This window comes from Psychromonas sp. L1A2 (assembly GCF_009828855.1).
In the GTDB taxonomy this organism is placed as follows: Bacteria; Pseudomonadota; Gammaproteobacteria; order Enterobacterales; family Psychromonadaceae; genus Psychromonas.
Genome location: NZ_WUAG01000002.1, coordinates 264,549 through 284,957, shown reverse-complemented (window position 1 = coordinate 284,957; position 20,409 = coordinate 264,549). Strand labels below are relative to the sequence as shown.

Annotated in this window: 9 protein-coding genes; 7 read left to right on the top strand and 2 right to left on the bottom strand. The window is 38.8% G+C overall.

The genetic code is table 11. The annotated features are described in order from the left end of the window. Positions 1–55 precede the first annotated feature (55 nt). Positions 56–967 (top strand): 50S ribosomal protein L3 N(5)-glutamine methyltransferase, encoded by a 912-nt coding sequence (gene prmB, locus GQR59_RS11745; protein ID WP_025562414.1) that lies wholly within the window; start codon positions 56–58, stop codon positions 965–967. Between the two features lie 131 nt (positions 968–1,098). Beyond that, positions 1,099–2,187 (top strand): chorismate synthase, encoded by a 1,089-nt coding sequence (gene aroC / locus GQR59_RS11740; protein WP_025562415.1) that lies wholly within the window; start codon positions 1,099–1,101, stop codon positions 2,185–2,187. Between the two features lie 1,411 nt (positions 2,188–3,598). On the opposite strand, the gene GQR59_RS11735 is transcribed toward aroC, so the two are convergent. Next, complete coding sequence (locus tag GQR59_RS11735; protein ID WP_236546750.1) at positions 3,599–3,937, bottom strand: MGMT family protein; 339 nt, start codon at positions 3,935–3,937, stop codon at positions 3,599–3,601. A gap of 82 nt (positions 3,938–4,019) precedes the next feature. On the opposite strand from GQR59_RS11735, the gene GQR59_RS11730 reads away from it, so the two are divergent. After that, positions 4,020–5,636 carry a sensor domain-containing diguanylate cyclase gene (locus tag GQR59_RS11730; RefSeq protein WP_160062955.1) on the top strand — a complete coding sequence of 539 codons (1,617 nt, stop codon included), beginning with the start codon at positions 4,020–4,022 and terminating at the stop codon, positions 5,634–5,636. Between the two features lie 168 nt (positions 5,637–5,804). Here the strand turns inward: GQR59_RS11730 and GQR59_RS11725 are convergent, their stop codons facing one another. Next, on the bottom strand, positions 5,805–6,938 hold the full coding sequence (locus GQR59_RS11725) for an MFS transporter (RefSeq protein ID WP_328600623.1): 1,134 nt from the start codon (positions 6,936–6,938) through the stop codon (positions 5,805–5,807). A gap of 811 nt (positions 6,939–7,749) precedes the next feature. On the opposite strand from GQR59_RS11725, the gene gltB reads away from it, so the two are divergent. From gltB to hrpA, 4 genes are all read left to right on the top strand, one after another. Next, complete coding sequence (gltB, locus tag GQR59_RS11720; protein ID WP_160062951.1) at positions 7,750–12,267, top strand: glutamate synthase large subunit; 4,518 nt, start codon at positions 7,750–7,752, stop codon at positions 12,265–12,267. Next, positions 12,267–13,736 carry a glutamate synthase subunit beta gene (locus tag GQR59_RS11715; RefSeq protein WP_160062949.1) on the top strand — a complete coding sequence of 490 codons (1,470 nt, stop codon included), beginning with the start codon at positions 12,267–12,269 and terminating at the stop codon, positions 13,734–13,736. The genes gltB and GQR59_RS11715 overlap by 1 nt, the downstream gene beginning before the upstream one ends. A 241-nt stretch (positions 13,737–13,977) precedes the next feature. Further along, positions 13,978–15,537: a Na+/H+ antiporter NhaC family protein gene (locus GQR59_RS11710; RefSeq protein ID WP_160062947.1), complete on the top strand. Its 1,560-nt coding sequence runs from the start codon at positions 13,978–13,980 to the stop codon at positions 15,535–15,537. Positions 15,538–15,799: 262 nt separating this feature from the next. After that, positions 15,800–19,687, top strand: coding sequence for an ATP-dependent RNA helicase HrpA (hrpA, locus tag GQR59_RS11705; protein ID WP_160062945.1), 3,888 nt, complete (start codon positions 15,800–15,802; stop codon positions 19,685–19,687). The last annotated feature ends 722 nt before the right edge of the window (positions 19,688–20,409 follow it).

Here is a 20,409-nt window from a genome sequence, read left to right as displayed (position 1 = left end):
TTTTTCCAAAGCTAGGTAGTTGAATGTGCGAAGTTTACCCTAAGTGGAGAATAAATTGGATACGATTTTTAGTGATGAAGCGATTGACGAGTTAGTCACGATTCAAGATGTGGTACGTTGGGCGGTGACTGAGTTTAATCGTGCAGGGTTATTTTTTGGCCACGGCACTGATAATGCTTGGGATGAAGCAGTGCAATTGATATTGCCTTCACTGAACCTTGAGTTACAAAGTAATATTATGATTTTACAATCACGTTTAACCAAACGTGAGCGTCAAATGTTAGTTGAATTAGTTGTGATTCGTATTGAACAACGTATTCCTGTTCCTTATTTAACCAATAGTGCATGGTTTGCAGGGTTAGAGTTTTATGTTGATGAACGCACATTAGTGCCTCGTTCTCCTATTGCTGAACTAATCGAAGCCAAATTTGAACCTTGGGTAAAAACACCACCAAAACGTATTTTAGATTTATGTACTGGTAGCGGTTGTATTGCCATTGCTTGTGCTTATGCTTTCCCTGATGCAGAAGTTGATGCGGTTGATTTGTCTGAAGAGGCGTTAGAAGTCGCCGATATCAATATTCAAAATCATGGTGTGTCACAACAAGTATTCCCAATTCAATCTGACCTATTTAGTGGTATTGAAAATGAGAAATACGACCTAATTGTGTCTAACCCGCCTTATGTTGATGCGGAAGATATGGCAAACTTACCAGATGAATATAAACATGAGCCAGAGTTGGGTCTTGCATGTGGTAATGACGGACTGGATCTAGTGAGAGAAATGTTACGTCAAGCTAGCTCAATGTTGAATGATGAAGGTGTGTTATTTGTTGAAGTCGGTAATTCACAAGTTCACTTACAAGCTGCATACCCTGAAATCCCATTCCAATGGATTGAGTTTTCAATCGGTGGACATGGCGTATTTGTGTTAACTAAAGCGCAACTTGATACTATTAAAATCTAATAGAGCCTTTAAGAAAAGAATAAAGTTAAGTTTCATTCTATGAAGCATTGAAACTTAAAAGAACAAATTAACTGAAAAGGAAGAGTAAAGTCCTTTTCAATATCAAAAATTCTGAAGTAGGAAATTTAAAAATGGCAGGAAGCAGTATTGGTCAAGTTTTTAAAGTGACAACTTTTGGTGAAAGTCATGGTGCGGCGTTAGGCTGTATTGTTGACGGTATTCCACCAAACTTAGAAATCACTGAAGCTGATTTACAACACGATTTAGACCGTCGTCGTCCAGGTCAGTCACGTTACACGACAATGCGTCAAGAAGGAGATCAAGTTAAGATCTTATCTGGCGTGTTCGAAGGTAAAACAACAGGCTGTAGCATTGGTTTGATCATTGAAAATACTGATCAACGTTCTAAAGACTATTCAGCAATTAAAGATTTATTCCGTCCAGGACATGCTGATTACACCTATCATCAAAAGTACGGACACCGTGATTACCGTGGTGGCGGTCGTTCATCTGCACGTGAAACGGCGATGCGTGTTGCGGCAGGTGCTATTGCCAAAAAATACCTAAAAGAGCAATTTGGTGTTGAAATTCGTGGTTATTTAAGTCAATTAGGTGATATCACGCCTGACACGATTGATTGGAATGAAGTGGAAAATAATCCATTCTTTTTCCCTGATGTTAGTAAAATTCCAGCGCTTGAAGATTACATGAAAGCCTTGATTAAAGAAGGCAATTCAGTGGGTGCTAAAGTAACGGTTGTTGCTTCAGGCGTACCTGTTGGACTAGGTGAGCCAGTGTTTGATCGTTTAGATGCTGAATTAGCACATTCTTTAATGAGCATTAATGCCGTTAAAGGTGTAGAGATTGGTGATGGTTTTGCTGTTGCGAATCAAAAAGGCACTGAACATCGTGATGAAATGACCCCTGAAGGTTTCTTATCAAACCATGCTGGTGGTGTATTAGGTGGTATATCAACAGGGCAAGATATTATTGCGTCTATTGCATTAAAGCCAACATCAAGCTTAACTATTCCAGGTCGTACTATTACAACTGATGGCGAAGCAACGGAGATGATTACAAAAGGTCGTCACGATCCATGTGTTGGTATTCGTGCTGTGCCGATTGCTGAAGCACAAATGGCGATTACGTTACTTGACCATGTATTACGTCACCGTGCACAAAACTTACACGTAACAACCAATACACCACATATCAAATAGCTTTATTTATTGGTTGTTTATGCTTAAGTAAAAAATCAGAATCCGATGCTTAAAAAGCATCGGATTTTTTATGCTTATAATAAAATCTACTGAATATTCTTACCGCTAAGAAAAGCCCAATAAATGAATATTTGTACAGATCAATCCTAGCTTTTAGGCTTTCTTCTTTTCACTTCGAGCCTTCGTGGTTAACTCGCTTTTGACTTTAAAACAGATTTACCACGAAGCCGCTGCGCTGCACGAAGGACACGAAGAAAAGAATAAGCAGAATATTGAAGGGGAGTTATTCTCGTATTTTTAAAAGTTTTCTTCTTTTCACTTTGTGTCTTCGTGGTTAATTGGCTTTTAATTTTAAAACCCAAGCAACCACGAAGCCGCTGCGCTACACAGAGAGCACGAAGAAAAGAACAACCAGAAAATAGTGAAAGGTAATTATTCTCATACTTTTAAAGGTTTTCTTCTTTTCACTGCGTGCTTTCGTGGTTAAATCGTTTTTGACTTTAAAACAGTTCACCACGAAGCCGCTACGCTGCACGAAGTACACGAAGAAAAGAACAAGCAGAAAATAGTGAAAGGTAGTTATTCTCATACTTTTAAAGGTTTTCTTCTTTTCACTGCGTGCTTTCGTGGTTAAATCGATTTTGACTTTAAAACAGTTCACCACGAAGCCGCTACGCTGGACAGAGGGCACGAAGAAAACCAATAAATAGAAGAACACATCTTTAAAGGTTTTCTTCTTTTACTTCGTGTCTTCGTGGTTAACTCGCTTTTGACTTTTAAACCTAAGCCACCACGAAGCCGCTGCGCTACACAGAGAGCACGAAGAAAAGAACAACCAGAAAATAGTGAAAGGTAATTATTCTCATACTTTTAAAGGTTTTCTTCTTTTCACTGCGTGCTTTCGTGGTTAAATCGTTTTTGACTTTAAAACAGTTCACCACGAAGCCGCTACGCTGCACGAAGGACACGAAGAAAAGAATAAGCAGAATATTGAAGGGGAGTTATTCTGGTATTTTTAAGGTTGTCTTCTTTTACCTTCGTGCCTTCGTGGTTAGCTCGCTTTTGACTTCAAAACCCAAGCAACCACGAAGCCGCTGCGCTGCACAGAGGACACGAAGAAAGCCAATAAATAGAAGAACACATCTTTTAAGGTTTCTTCTTTTACCTTCGTGTCTTCGTGGTTAACTCGCTTTTGACTTTAAAATAGATTTACCACGAAGCCGCTGCGCTGCACGAAGGACACGAAGAAAAGAATAAGCAGAATATTGAAGGGGAGTTATTCTCGTATTTTTAAAAGTTTTCTTCTTTTTATTTCATGCCTAATCGTTTTTTTGATTGATGGTTTATAAAGCAGTGATTGGAAGCCTTTTTTTACATCGAACTTTAGTGTTGAATTAGGTTTAACTCAATTTTAATCTAAGTATTGTTTAAACTTTACGATTTTACCTTCAGCAGTCACTTCAATATCTTCTGCTTCTAATAAGGTTTTTTGACGTATTAAAGCATCACCTTGTAATGATATTTTCCCCTGTGAATTGACGACTCTGAACCAGGGTAGGCGCGTATCTTTAGGTAACCTTGCTAATATTTTTCCAACATGGCGGGAATGTGCAGGATAGCCAGCTTGGCTCGCTAGTTGACCATAAGTTATTAACTTTCCTTTATCTAAAAAAGATAAAACGGTATAAATATTTTGCGCGAACTCTTCCATTTTTCTACCTGTTTTGATGGCTAAGTCTAATAATTTCATTGGGTTATGTTTGGCTATTCACAATGAAATACCATAGTATAAACATTAAAATTATATTATAAACTTATAAATGGATTACAGAATGAAGTTAAGGCATCTCCTTGTTATCACCTTTGCAATCATCGTAATCATTCCTATGACGTTATTTTGGATCTGGCCTTATTCGAAAGCGTTAGAGTTAGAAGTAAAAGAAGTTAATGAAAAACATTTAGTTATAGCGAAAAACCTTTCTGCTGCTTTTGAACGTTACTATCAAGATGTAACAGGTATTTTTTCGATTGTAGCTTTCCAATCACAAAAACAATTAGAATCTAAAGAATTTAAGCAGTTATTAAATAGTTATAAATTTAAAGAAATCATTGTTATAGATGATGAGGGTATCGTTCAACGTTGTTTATTCAGCGCGAATGGAAATTGTATTGAAAGTGTGAAAAATGACATTGTATTACTGGCCAAAGAGACCTTAAAAGAAGGTACTATCCAAATATCCACCGTGACGGAAGATAAAACTAATAATAGCGGTCTTATTCTGCTTGTGGTCAAAAAAGTAAATAACAATATTCTATTAGCTTACCTTTCAACTGATTATATTGTTCAAATGGGCAAACGAGTTGCTTTTGGTCAAAAAGGGCACGCAGCCATTGTAGATCAAGCTGGAAATGTGCTGGCTCACCCTCTTGATTCTTGGATTCAAGAAAGAAAAAATATGATAGCAATTAGTCCCATTAAAAAAATGTTAGCAGGTAAAACGGGCGTCGATGAGTTTTATTCACCCGCATTAAAAGGGGATATGATCGCGGGTTATACTCAAGTCCCTAATGCCAAATGGGGAGTAATGGTTCCACAGCCGATTAAAGAGCTAGAGAATAAAGCTGATGCCATTGATCAAACTGCAATCTTTGTCATGTTGTTAGGGCTTGGCTTAGCATTATTAATCACTATACCTGTTTCTTTAATCTTAATTAAACCATTAGAAAACCTATTAAGAGCAATCAAGTTGATTGAACAAGGCAACTCGAATGTTAATTTAAAATGGAATCTATCAAAACTCATCCCTCTAGAGCTTCAACTGCTTAAAATGTCTTTTGCTAATATGATGCAGAATATTGAAAGAAATAAAAAAGAAATATCAAAGCTAGCTTATTTTGATGCGACTACTGGCTTACCTAATCGAAATTATTTTTATCGCCTATCTAATAAAGCGTTAGATAAAATGTTAAAAACGAATCAAAAAGGGGCCTTAGTTTTCATCGATTTTGATGGATTTAAAGCAGTTAATGATACGCATGGGCATAGAGTAGGGGATGAGTTGCTATTTTTATTTGGAAAACGTCTTGCTTCTTTTCTCTCGTTTAATAGTGAATATGAGCAAATTAATTATTTAACAGACAACTTGCCTTTGATAATTCCTGCTCGATTAGGTGGTGATGAGTTTGTTATTTTATTTCAAGATATTGAAAATAGAAAGGAAGTCGAACTAAAGCTTCAAACACTATTTGAAGTTTTATTTTTGAAATATGAATTGCATGATGGTGTTGAATTAACTATTACAGGTAGTGCAGGTGTTGCTTTATATCCTGAAAATGGGTGTCGGTATGACCAATTAATGAAGTCCGCTGATATTGCAATGTACGATGCAAAATCAGCTGGAAAAAATAGAATTAAATTTGCAGCAACAAATCGTGCCGTATTAGGCTAGTCGTCTTCGCCATTAAAGCCAATATGAATAACTACACAATATCAGTAGCTACATCAACATCAATAAGTACTAATGTTACTCGTTCAGGGCTTTGTAATAAAGTACATTAGCCCTTATAAGAGAGTCAAATAAGCGTTTTTTTATTTACCTAAGGCTGCTCTTTATTTCTTATTGAATTATAGCTTGAGAGTTTTTTTGATATGAAAATTCATTACCTTTCATAGGGTTCTTAGGAATCAATAATGACAGTATTAATGAGCAAACAGCAAAACCAGCGCCACAATAAAATACCCATGACGGATTCACTATCCAAACTAACCCAAGTAAAACAGGTATCACCACCGCTGCAATATGATTAATTGAAAAACTGATGCCAGCCGTGGCTGCTATATCTTCAGGATTGGCTATTTTTTGGAAGTAGGTTTTAATAGCAATAGCTAAAGCAAAAAACAGATGGTCAATTACATATAATGACGCTGCTACCGTACTGTTTTCTACCAAGCCATAAGCAATAAACAAGATAATCAATCCTATGTATTCGAATAATAGTACTGAGCGCTCACCAAAGTGACCAATTAGTTTTCCTATTTTAGCGGCAAATAACCAATTGAAAACATAATTAATCAAGAACAATGCACTAATTTCAGCCACGCTATAATGAAATTTTTCTACCATTAAAAAGCCAGCAAATACGACGAATATTTGTCGACGAGCGCCGCTGAAAAAAGTTAGAGCGTAATACAACCAGTAACGTTTTCTTAAAATAAACTTTTTATTTTGTTCAACGAGGGGAGGGAATTGTTTAAAAGCTGAGGCTAAAATAATCGTTAAAACTAATCCTAAACCACCAAATATTAAGTAAGTAGTTTTGTAACTCACATCAAAGTAATCCATCAATATCCACACACTCGCATAGGCAAGTAATGACGCGATGGCTTTAACTGATAGAATTTTACCTAAAAAATGCGGCGTTTCCGATTTGTTTATCCACTGTAATGTTAACGATTGATTCACTGTTTCAAAGTAATGAAAGCCAATCGACATCAACATTGTTGTTAAATACAACCCCATCACTTGTGGAAAGAAACCAGTGATAGCGACACCAACGGCTGTAATGCCGAGTGAAAGAATGGCTAACCGTTGTTCTTTAATAAATAATAAAACATAGATAACGGTAAAGGCTAAAAATCCAGGGATTTCGCGTAAACTTTGTAAAATGCCAATCTCTACACCCGTAAAAGCTGCTTTTTCTATCACGAAATTATTAAGTAATACCATCCAAACTGAAAATACTAATGGCATAATAAACGCCATTGTTAGTAATAAACTTTCAGGTTTTTGAAAAAAAGAGTGAGATCTCATATCTAGTTTTATCGCTATTAAAAGAAAAAAGTATTTTACGCTTATTACTAAATAAAGGTAATAACGTTTTTATGCTTAGCTTTTTCAGAATAAAATGAAGTAATAGGTAACTGATTAATATCATTAAGCTATAACGAACAACGAACTGCGCTTTAATGTTGCACGAATAAGTGCTTGTTTACATGTGGCATTTCTTTTTTTGAAGATAAAAAATTAGATTAAATGGTAATGGTTATCAATAACTAGTGTGAATTAATATTCACATATATCAACTAAAAATTCACATTTGAAAGTTTTATATTATTTTGACAAGACAGTATTAGATGCTAATTCTTACTTATGTATTTTTATTTTTTATTTTTTTTCTTAAATTACAGTGCGTTATGAATTTTGATTTTTTTACTATGTTATCAAGTGAAGCTAATATAGCTTTGGTGCTAATGAATAAAAAAATTGGCTTTTATTCGCCTTAAAAGATAGAATACTCTTCAATTATGCCAGTGTAATAGGCTTTATTAGAAGAAATAATGTATAAGCCCTACGCTTGTAGGATCATTATGCGCCTTATTTTTTAAAAAAAAGGGAGTTTTTGTTTAGTGCGCTTCTCCAAAAAAGTAGTTTCCTTTACAAAAAAGTAAAAAATTAATTGTTTGTTTTTGGTAATTCAATTACAAGCCGTGTGTAGCACTTCGAAAACATTAGATTTGACAGTATAAGAAATGTTTACTGTTTCATCTAGAAGGACATGTTTATGACTAATAAAGAGCAGAACGCTCAAGGCCTTTATGTGCCTGAAATGGAACACGATGCCTGTGGTATCGGTTTCGTAGCCCATCTTAAAAACAGCAAATCTCACAAAATCGTGACACAAGCTTTAGATATGCTAGCGCGTATGGAACACCGTGGTGGTCAAGGTTGTGATCCATGTAGTGGTGATGGTGCAGGTATTCTTTTACAAAAACCACATGAGTTTTTAGTAACGGAAGCATTAAAAGAAGGCATTTCTCTGCCTAAATTCGATCAATATGGTGTAGGTACAATCCTATTCCCTAAAGATGAGAATCACCGTGATCATTGTCGTGAAATTTTAGCTCGAACTGCTGAACGTCTTTGTCTTGAAGTAATTGGTTACCGTGTACTTCCAACAGATAACTCAATGATTGGTGCAGATCCCCTAAGCAGCGAACCTCAGTTTGAACATATGTTCGTGACTGGCGGTCCTGATATGGACCCGGCTGTATTAGAACGTAAATTATTTATCCTACGTAACTATGCTACGCGCATTTGTTTAGAGTCGGTTAATGGTATTGAAGACAACTTCTACATTAATACATTCTCATACAAAACAATCGTATATAAAGGTCAATTAACAACTGAGCAAGTGCCTCAGTACTTCTTGGATTTGCAAAACCCAAGCATGGTAACTGCGTTAGCTTTAGTTCATTCTCGTTTCTCGACAAACACATTCCCACGCTGGCGTTTAGCGCAACCGTTCCGTTACATTGCTCACAATGGCGAGATTAATACGGTTCGCGGTAACATCAACTGGATGAAAGCCCGTGAAGCACTGCTTGAAGCAGAATTCTTTACTCGCTCTGAATTAGATATGTTAATGCCAATCTGTACAGATGGTATGTCTGACTCTGCAAGCTTTGATATGGCGTTAGAGCTACTTGTTCTTTCTGGCCGTAGTCTTCCTCATGCATTAATGATGATGATTCCTGAAGCTTGGCAAGAAAATAAAACGATGGACCCAGCTCGTCGTGCATTCTACCAATACCATGCAAACCTAATGGAACCTTGGGATGGCCCAGCGTCTGTTTGTTTCACCGATGGTGTTCAAGTAGGTGCAACGCTTGACCGTAATGGTTTACGTCCATCTCGTTACACGGTAACTAAGGATGACTTCCTAGTGATGGCATCTGAATCAGGTGTTGTTGAAATCGATCCTAAGAACATTAAGTTACGTGGTCGTTTACAACCAGGTCGTATCTTTGTTGCTGACCTTGAGCAAGGCCGCATTATTTCTGATGATGAAGTAAAAGACGGTATTGCAGCAAGAAAACCTTATGAAACTTGGTTAGCAAACAACCTTGTTAAATTAGAAGATCAACCAGCGGCGCTTGAACGTAATATCCAACCAGATGCTGGTAAGTTATTAAAACGTTTACAAGCTTTTGGTGTGACGTCTGAAGAAGTAAATGAAATTATTTTACCTATGTTCCGTGACGGTAAAGAGCCGTTAGGTGCAATGGGTGTGGATTGGCCGTTAGCGGTGCTTTCTCATCAATCTCAACATTTATCTCATTACTTTAAACAATTATTTGCGCAAGTAACTAACCCACCAATCGATCCGATTCGTGAGCGTATGGTGATGTCGCTAAATACTTATTTAGGTAAAGACAAAAACTTATTGGCAGAAACGCCAGAGCATTGTCATAAAGTTGAACTTGAGTCGCCTGTATTAAGTAATGCTGAATTACAAAAAATTAATGCATTAGATGACAAACATTTACAAGCTAAAACATTAGAAACTTTCTTTTTAGCAACTGGTGAAAAAGATAAGCTTAAGAAAGCATTAGCACGTATTTGTCGTTATGCAGAAGATGCGATTCACGATGGTTACTCAATCATCATTCTTTCTGACCGTAATGCAACATCTGACCATGCGCCAATTCCAGCTATGTTGGTAACAGGTGCAGTACATCACTACTTAATCAAACGTGGCCTACGTGCTATGTGTGACATCGTAGTTGAAACAGGTGACGTACGTGAAACACATCACTTCGCAACAGTTATCGGTTACGGTGCTTCTGCGGTTAATGCTTACTTAATCGAAGAAATGATTGTTGATTTACAATCTAAGAATCGTTTACCAGCAGACAAAGATGTATGTGATATCTTCAAATCGTATAAAGATGCAATCGATGCAGGTTTATTAAAAATCTTCTCGAAAATGGGTATTTCTACTATCCAGTCTTACCAAGGTGCACAAATATTTGAAGCACTAGGTATTAGTAAATCAGTGGTTGATGATTACTTCAAAGGCACTGTGACGCGTATTCAAGGTTTATCTCTTGATGACATCGCACACGAAATCTTAGTACGTCATCGTTTTGCTTACCCATTACGTGCGGTTCCATCACAACGTTTAGACGTAGGTGGTGTTTACCAATGGAAACAACGTGGTGAAAAGCACTTATTTAACCCAACAACGATTTCATTACTACAAGAATCAACGCGTAATAAAAATTATGCTCAGTTTAAACAGTATGCTGAAACAGTTGACCAACAAGGTGATGATGCTGCAACGTTACGTAGTCAGTTTGAATTTGTACCGAAAGCATCGGGTCCAATTTCAATTGATGAAGTAGAGCCAGCTGAAAATATCCTTAAGCGTTTTGCAACAGGTGCGATGAGCTTCGGTTCTATCTCTCATGAAGCTCACTCAACGCTAGCGATTGCAATGAACCGAATTGGCGCTAAGTCAAACTCTGGTGAAGGTGGTGAAGATCCAATTCGTTTCCTACCAAAAGAAAATGGTGATTGGGAACGTTCTGCTATCAAGCAAGTTGCATCAGGTCGTTTTGGTGTTACATCGTACTACCTAACAAACGCTGCTGAAATCCAAATTAAAATGGCACAGGGCGCTAAACCAGGTGAAGGTGGTCAATTACCAGGTCACAAAGTTGATGACTGGATTGGTCGTACTCGTCACTCGACGCCAGGCGTAGGTCTAATTTCACCGCCACCACATCATGATATTTACTCAATCGAAGATTTAGCTCAGCTTATCTTCGATTTGAAAAATGCTAACCGAAAAGGTCGTGTTAACGTTAAATTAGTATCAGAAGCGGGTGTTGGTACAATCGCATCAGGTGTTGCTAAAGCAAAAGCTGACGTTATCTTAATCGCTGGTTTTGACGGCGGTACAGGTGCATCACCATTATCATCTATTCGTCATGCGGGTTTACCATGGGAACTAGGTTTATCTGAAGCACATCAAACGCTAATGAAAAACGGTTTACGTAACCGTGTAGTATTACAAGCTGATGGCCAGATGAAAACACCTCGTGACTTAACGATTGCTGCTTTACTAGGTTCTGAAGAATGGGGCGTAGCAACTGCTGCATTAGTGGTTGAAGGTTGTATCATGATGCGTAAGTGTCACTTGAATACATGTCCTGTTGGTATCGCAACACAAAACAAAACATTACGTGAGCGCTTTGACGGTCGTGTAGATGATGTGGTTACTTTCTTTGGTTACATGGTTGAAGGCATGCGTGAAAACATGGCGAAACTAGGTTACGCGACGATCACTGAAATGGTCGGTCAAACGCAAAACCTGAAAGTTCGTGATAACGTAAGCCACTGGAAATACAAAAACTTAGACTTGAGCACTATCTTGTTCAAGCAAGAAGCTAAAGCTGAAGACGGAATGTTTAATCAAATTAAACAAAGCCATAACCTTGAAGCGGTATTAGACAGAAAACTAATTGAATTAGCACAACCTGCACTTGAAAAAGGCGAAGCGGTAACCGGTGAATTCCCGATTACTAATATCGACCGTTCATGTGGCACCATGTTGTCTAATGAAATATCTAAAGTGTATAACGACCAAGGTTTACCAAACCCGATGCAAGTTAAATTCACGGGTTCTGCAGGTCAATCATTTGGTTGTTTCCTTGCAAAAGGTGTTGAGTTTACCGTTGAAGGTGATGCGAACGATTACTGGGGTAAAGGTTTATCTGGTGGTCAAATTGTTGTTTATCCTTACCGCGATTCAACATTAGTGTCTAAAGATAACATTATCGTTGGTAACGTATGTTTCTATGGCGCAACATCAGGTCAGTCTTACATTAATGGTATGGCCGGCGAACGTTTCTGTGTGCGTAACTCAGGCGCGGAAGTAGTTGTTGAAGGCATCGGTGACCACGGTTGTGAATACATGACTGGCGGTATTATGATAAACTTAGGTTCAACTGGTCGTAACTTTGCGGCAGGTATGAGTGGCGGTGTTGCTTATATTTGGGACCAAGATGATACGTTTGCAGCTAACTGTAATATGGAACTAGTTGATTTAGATCCACTAGAACAAAAAGATAAAGACTTATTAATTGCAAAAGTAACTAAACATTTAGAGCTAACAGAGTCTAACTTAGCGGCAGCGTTCTTAGCCGATGTTGAAGCAAGCTTAGCTAAAGTTGTTAAAGTTATGCCTCGTGATTATAAAGCGGTATTAGCAGCTCGAGCAAAAGGAGAAGCATAATGGGGAAGCCTACTGGATTTTTAGAATTAGGTCGTGAATTGCCACCGAAAGTATCGGTTGAAGATCGCCTAAAAGATAATAAAGAGTTTGTACAAAATGATGTGTTTGGTAAGAAAATCAATGACCAAGCATCTCGTTGTATGGATTGTGGTGTTCCTTTCTGTCACAGCGGTTGTCCGATTGGTAACATTATTCCTGAATTCAATGATGCGGTTTACCGTGAAAGTTGGTTAGAAGCTTGGGATATCCTAAGCTCAACTAATAACTTCCCAGAGTTTACTGGTCGTGTTTGTCCTGCACCTTGTGAAACATCGTGTGTATTAGGTATCAATCAAGACCCTATTACGATTTGTAATATTGAAAAAACCATCGTAGAAAAAGCCTACGAAAATGGTTACGTAAAACCTAAAATTCCAACATCGCGTACTGGTAAAACAGTGGCGATCATCGGTTCTGGCCCTGCAGGTCTTGCAGCTGCTGAGCAATTAAACTCAGCAGGTCACATTGTGACTGTTTATGAACGTGATGAGAAAGTGGGTGGTTTAATACGTTTCGGTATTCCAGACTTTAAACTAGGTATGGACGTTATCGATCGTAAGATTGCGGTAATGGAAGCAGCTGGTATTAAAATGGTAGTGAATGCCCATATCGGTGTTGATTTTGATGCAAACGATTTGCGTAAGCAATTTGACGTTGTGTTATTAACAGGTGGTTCTACAGTTCCTCGTGACTTACCAATCCCTGGTCGTGACCTAAAAGGTGTTCATTTTGCAATGGAATTCCTAGGTCAAAATAACCGCCGTGCAAACGGAATGGACCTTAAGACTGAAGAAATTCATGCATCTGATGACCATGTTGTAGTTATCGGTGGTGGTGATACGGGTTCTGACTGTGTTGGTACCTCTAACCGTCATAAAGCCGCGTCAGTAACACAAGTGGAAATCATGCCGATTCCACCTGAAAAACGTACGGTTAACATGCCTTGGCCTTCGTACCCAATGATCTTGAAAACAACCACTTCTCACGAAGAAGGTGTCGATCGTCATTGGTCAATCCTAACTAAAGAATTCATCGGTGATGAAAACGGAAACGTTAAAGAGTTAGTGGTTGCAGATATCGAATGGGAAGAAGCAGCACCGGGTCAACGTCCTAACTTTAAAGAAATCGAAGGTTCTGTACGTTCAATTCCTTGTACTAAAGCATTCTTGGCAATGGGGTTCTTACACCCAGAACCAACAGGTGTGTTAGCACAATTGAAAATTGGTTTAGATGAGCGCGGTAACGTTAAAACTGACGATTTCCAAACAACTCAACCAGGCGTCTTTGCTGCTGGTGATATGCGTACTGGTCAGTCTCTGATTGTACGTTGTATTAATGAAGGCCGTGAAGCTTCACGCGCAATCGATACATACTTGATGGGTCAATCTAATCTTGAATGTATCAATGATTCATTAATGATGGCTGATTAAAGTAACTAAAAAATAATTGTTGGTTGTTTGTTAGGCGATATAGTCGCTACCTAGCTTAACCATAGATATTTAGGTTTAATAAACCCCCTCTCTTTTTAGAGTAGGGGGTTTTTTTGTTTTAAAAGTAGGATAAAATCCGCTTCCCTGAAATTCGGTACTTTGTACCGCTCATATCAAAAGCATTTGAAAGTCTGCAGTATTGCTACCGTTGATTTTCAAATGTAGAACAAAGGAAAGATTCATGTCTTTAATCGATTTTTCAGCGTCTACGCTGTCGATCTTACCCGCAGTCGTTGCGCTGGGGTTAGCTATTCTTACTCGTCGAGTTTTATTGTCGTTAGGGCTAGGTATTATCTTAGGTGCTTTACTACTCGCTGACTATTCAGTAGTTGATGCTGGCACGTATATATACTCAACCGTTAAAGGTGTTGTCGTTGAAGACGGCGGTTTAAATACTTGGAATATGAGTATTGTTGTCTTCCTATTATTATTAGGAATGATGACCGCTGTGTTAACACTTTCAGGCGGCACGCGTGCTTTTGCTGATTGGGCGCTTGACCATATTAAAGATAAACGTGGTGCTTCGTTATTAGCGGCTTTTCTTGGTGTGTTTATCTTTATTGATGATTACTTTAATAGCTTAGCGGTAGGTTCTATTTCACGACCAGTGACTGACCGTTTTAATGTCTCCCGCGCTAAGTTGGCTTATATTCTTGATTCAACAGCTGCACCTATGTGTATCTTAATGCCAGTTTCAAGTTGGGGCGCTTACATCATGACGATTATCAGTGGCATTTTAGTTAGCCACGGTATGACTGAATACTCTCCACTCGGCGCTTATGTTGCGTTAATTCCCATGAACTTTTATGCCATTTTTACATTGTTAATGGTATTTGCAGTTATTATTTTTAAGCTCGATATTGGGCCAATGAAAAAGCATGAAAAAATAGCAGAAAAAGAGATCACAGAGGGCGAGCAAGAGTACATTGATTTACAAGATGAAATGGGTATCGAAGAGCATGAACAAGGTAAGGTAGGTGATTTAGTTTATCCTATTATCAGCTTAATTTCGGGTACGTTATTCTTCATGTTATATACCGGTAATACGGCATTAATTGAAGCGGGTAAAGCGTTTTCAGTATTAGGTGCATTTGAGAATACTGATGTGGGTACTTCTTTAGTTTATGGTGCTTCAATAGGCTTAGTCTTCTCTTTATTCACCGTATTAAAACAAAAACAGTCATTTGAATATATCAGGTTCGCATTATGGGTTGGTGCTAAATCGATGTTTGGCGCAATTATCATTCTATTTTTTGCATGGTCGATTGGTACTGTGATTGGCGATATGAAAACCGGTGCTTATCTATCTAGTTTAGTGCAAGGTAATATCGGTCTGCATTGGTTACCGGTTATCTTATTTGTGCTCTCTGGTGCAATGGCGTTCTCCACAGGTACGTCATGGGGCACCTTTGGTATCATGTTACCGATTGCAGGCGATATGGCTGGTGCAACTGATTTAGCGATGATGTTACCTATGTTAAGTGCGGTATTAGCCGGTTCAGTGTTTGGTGACCATTGTTCACCTATTTCAGACACCACGATTTTATCATCAACAGGTGCACGTTGTGAGCATATCGACCATGTATCAACACAGTTACCTTATGCGTTATCAATGGCATTTGTGTCTATCGTTGGCTTTATTGTGATTGGTTTCACTGGCTCTACTGTTTCAGCATTCATAGCATCAAGTATTGCGTTTGTTGCTGTGATTGCTTGTATGAAAGTGCTCGCGAAGCGTTAGCCTTTAAAATTAAAAGAGAAACTGAAACTGAAAGGTATGAGCGCTTATGATCGTTTTCACGATTGACCATGGCCGAATACTTTCAAACCAATAAATAAGCAGGTTCGCCTGCTTTTTTTATATCTATCATTTCTTCAAAGCAAAAAATAACCCTTCTAAAAGACGCCATCTACACTAAAAATACAGTCTAAACATAACTGTGACTATCCTTTTGAGAAGAGCCTTGCTAGGATCACTTTTTTGTTTCTGCTAGGTATCTGTTTTGACCATTTCTGCGACTACTTTGAAAGACCATTTAAATGACGTGTTATATAAAGATCAATTCCGCTTAAAGCGCCGCATTGACGATCTTGCTAATCTTAAAACACCCGAAAAAGTAGAAGCTAGTTTGACTAAGATTGCCGTCGATATTCAAGTCTCTATGGATAAACGACAACAGCGTTTAGAAAACTTGCCAGAGGTCAGTTATCCAGACCTACCTGTTAGCCAGAAAAAAGATGAAATAGCGAAAGCCATTGCCAATAACCAAGTCGTAATTATTGCCGGTGAAACAGGCTCTGGTAAAACGACGCAAATACCTAAAATCTGTTTAGAGCTAGGGCGAGGTGTATCGGGCCTAATCGGTCATACACAACCACGTCGTTTAGCGGCAAGAACCGTTGCAAACCGTATTGCCGAAGAGTTAGATTCAGAACTCGGTGAAACAGTCGGTTACCGTGTTCGATTTACAGACAAAGTCAGCGACAGGTCTTATATCAAATTGATGACCGACGGTATTTTATTAGCGGAAATTCAAAACGACCGATTCTTAAGTCAATATGACACGATTATCATCGATGAAGCGCATGAGCGTAGTTTAAACATCGACTTCTTAATGGGCTATTTAAAACGCTTATTACCAAAACGCCCAGATTTAAAAGTGATCATCACTTCAGCAACCATCGACCCAGAACGTTTTGCACAACACTTTTGTGATAAACGCGGTAAAGCAGCCCCTATTATTGAAGTCTCTGGCCGTACATTCCCCGTTGAAACCTTATACCGCCCATTAGAAGAGTATGCAGCAGGCGACCAAATAGAAGGTATCTTCCAAGCCGTTGATGAACTTCAGCGTTTAGGTCGTGGTGACATTCTTATCTTCATGAATGGTGAACGTGAAATTCGCGATACGGCAGAAGCGTTAACTAAACGTAAACTACGAGATACTGAAGTATTACCGTTGTTTGCACGTTTAAGTGTGGCGGAACAAAACAAAATATTCCAAGGGCATCGTGGGCAACGAATCGTATTAGCCACCAACGTGGCGGAAACTTCATTAACGATTCCCGGTATTAAATACGTTATCGACACAGGTACAGTGCGTATTAGCCGTTATAGCTACCGTACCAAAGTACAACGCTTACCGATTGAGGCAATATCACAAGCCAGTGCTAACCAGCGTAAAGGGCGTTGTGGACGTGTCAGTGAAGGTGTGTGTATTCGTTTATTCAGCGAAGACGATTTTAATGGTCGCCCTGAGTTTACTGATCCTGAAATTCTACGTACTAACTTATCGTCTGTTATCTTACAAATGCTATCACTGGGCTTAGGCGAACTTAATAAGTTTCCGTTTGTAGAACCACCAGAAGACAGAAATATCAAAGATGGTTTGAGCTTATTAGAAGAGCTAGGCGCAGTTAATTTAAAACAAAAAGATCCACGCAAAAAGCTAACACCCTTAGGTCGCCAACTTGCTAAATTGCCCGTTGACCCGCGTTTAGCGCGTATGATTTTAGCGGCGAAAGAATTTAACTGTGTGCATGAAGTGATGGTGATCAGTGCGGCGTTAAGCATTCAAGACCCACGTGAACGCCCAATGGATAAGCAACAAGCGTCCGATGAAAAACATCGTCGTTTCCAAGATAAAGAGTCAGATTTTATTACCTATGTAAATCTTTGGAATTACATTAACGAACAACGCCAAGAACTCACTAGTGGCCAGTTCCGTAAAATGTGTCAGAAAGATTTCTTAGCGTATATGCGTGTGCGTGAGTGGCAGGATATTTATACACAAATCAAACAAGTCACCGATGAATTAGATATTAAAGTTAGCGCAGAGCCATCAAACTTTGATGCGATCCACCAAGCCTTACTTGCTGGACTGTTATCTCATATCGGTTTAAAAGATAAAGATGCCGAATACCTTGGTGCACGTAACAGTAAATTCTTTATGTTCCCTGGCTCTGGTTTATTTAAAAAACAACCTAAATGGGGCATGTTTGCTGAGCTTGTTGAAACCTCAAAACTGTTTGCCCGTGTAGCCGCACGTATTAAACCTGAATGGGTTGAACTGCAAGCACAACACCTTATTAAGCGCAGTTATGCAGAACCACATTGGCAGAAAAAGTCGGGTGTAGTGGGCGCCTTTGAAACTCAAATGTTGTATGGCATTCCTATCGTTAGCAAACGAAAAGTGGTTTATACACAAATTGACCCGATACTGTGTCGTGAATTATTTATTCGCCATGCTTTAGTGGAAGGGGAGTTTGAAACGCGTCATCAATTCTTCAAAGATAACCAAGCGTTATTAAACGATATTGAAGAGCTAGAGCATAAATCACGTCGCCGCGATATTTTGGTAGACGATGAAACACTCTTCTTATTTTACGATGAAATCGTGCCACAAAACGTATGCAGTGCAAAGCAGTTTGATAGCTGGTGGAATCAAGAGAAAAAACAACAACCACAATTATTAAACTATCAGCGTGATCAAGTGATGGCACATGATGCGGATAAAGTAACCGCAAACGCTTATCCAGATTCATGGCAACAAGGCGATTTCCGCTTAAAACTAGATTACGCCTTTGAGCCGGGTACTGCACAAGATGGTGTGACCGTTAACATTCCATTAGCGCTATTAAACCAAATATCAGAGCAAGGGTTTGATTGGCAAATCCCGGCATTACGTGAAGAATTGTTGGTTGCGTTAATCAAAACATTACCTAAGCCTATTCGTCGTAACTTTGTACCTGCACCAAATTATGCAGAAGCAGCAATGGCCAACTTAGTGCCTTTACAGGGAACCTTGCTAGAAGCTTTTGAAAAGCAACTATTACGTATGACAGGCGTGCGTATTCCTGAGAACTCATGGGATCTTTCAGCCTTACCAACTCACCTACGCATAAAGTTTAATGTCGTTGATGACAAACAAAAGAGTGTAGCAGTCGGGACTGATTTAAAATTGCTGCAACACGATTTAAAAGGCGAAGTTAAACAAACGTTATCTAAAGTATCAAAACAAGGTATCGAGAAGTCTGACTTAATAGAATGGGACTTTGGTAAATTACCGAAGTCATTCAAAAAAGATCACGGTGGTTATGAAGTAAAAGCTTACCCAGCATTAGTCGATAAAAACAAAAGTGTCGCCATTGAATTATTTGATAGCGAAGCAAAAGCACAACGCTTTAACCAAGCGGGTGTGCGTCGTTTAATTTTATTAAACGTGCCATCACCGATTAAATATCTACAACAAAGCCTGCCAAATAAAGCCAAGCTTGGGTTGTATTTTAATCCTTTCGGGCAAATAAAAGACTTAATTGATGATTGTATCAGTTGCGCGGTTGATGCGATTCTTGATGGGGCAATACATCCACAAGAAGCGCCTGAGTTTGAAGCACAGAAAGAAAAAGTGCGTGCCGAACTCGCCGATAAAACCTTACAAATTACGCAACAAGTTGAAGAAGTATTAACCCTTGCGCATGCGGTTAATAAACAGTTAAAAGGCAAAGCAGACTTAACCATGTTGGTTGCCAAAGGCGATATTAAATCACAGCTAGAACGTTTAATTTTCCCTGGCTTTGTTTGCCAAGTGGGAGAGGGGAAACTTAATGACATTAAACGTTACTTATTAGCCTTACAAAAGCGTCTTGAAAAACTGCCCGTTAATCCAAATCAAGACCGATTAAATACAATTGAATTGCATGAACTTGAAGAACGTTATCGTGCTTTATGTAAGCAGTTATTGAGTAATGAAAATGAGCATGAAGGTTTAGCAGAAGTGTATTGGATGATGGAAGAGTTACGCGTGTCGTTGTTTGCACAACAGCTAGGGACACCTTATCCAGTATCGGCTAAACGTGTGAGATTGAAGTTGACGGAGCTTAAGGGTTAGCTATTTTAGCACTTAATTTGGGGCGCAGGATTCATCCTGCTTTCTCTGGTTTTAATGTGAGTAAGTTAAATCTCGTCTGCGCTCGTTCAGGCTGTTTGATGTTTAGTTACTTGGTGTTTCGCCCTAGCGGCGAACCTACTTTCTTTTTCCAGAAAAGAAAGTAGGCAAAGAAACTGGCACCGAATCGCTTTCTAATCCAATCCATCTACTCATTTTAAACGTACCGTTTCGGACGTGCATCCCTGCACTAGCCTCAACTAATCCAAACATCCTGTTTGGCTTTACTAAAATGAGTTGATGGATTGGGAAAGCTCAACGGTGGGGATGGATGTAGCCATGTTGAACATGGTTTTATGTTGTGGGTATTCACTTGTGATTTCTGCACTTTAGCCGAAGCGTAAAAGTTAAGTTTTTGGGGCGCAGGATTCATCCTGCTTTCTCTTATCTTTAATATGAGTTCGTTCGTGCTCGTCTGTGTTCGTCCTGTCAGTTTGATTGTTGTTAGCTGTATTTTCGCCCTGTCGGCGACATACTTTTTCTTACCAGAAGAATACCTTTTACCCTCAACAAGCAAAAAGACTGGCTCCCAATTCGTTTTTTAATCTACTCTTTTAGATATATAGCAATAACTACCTTCTAAACGCACCGCTCATACTCGACATCCATGTCTCGAAATGAGCTAGCACCGGCAAAGGGCACGCAGAGCTTAGCCCGTTCATAAC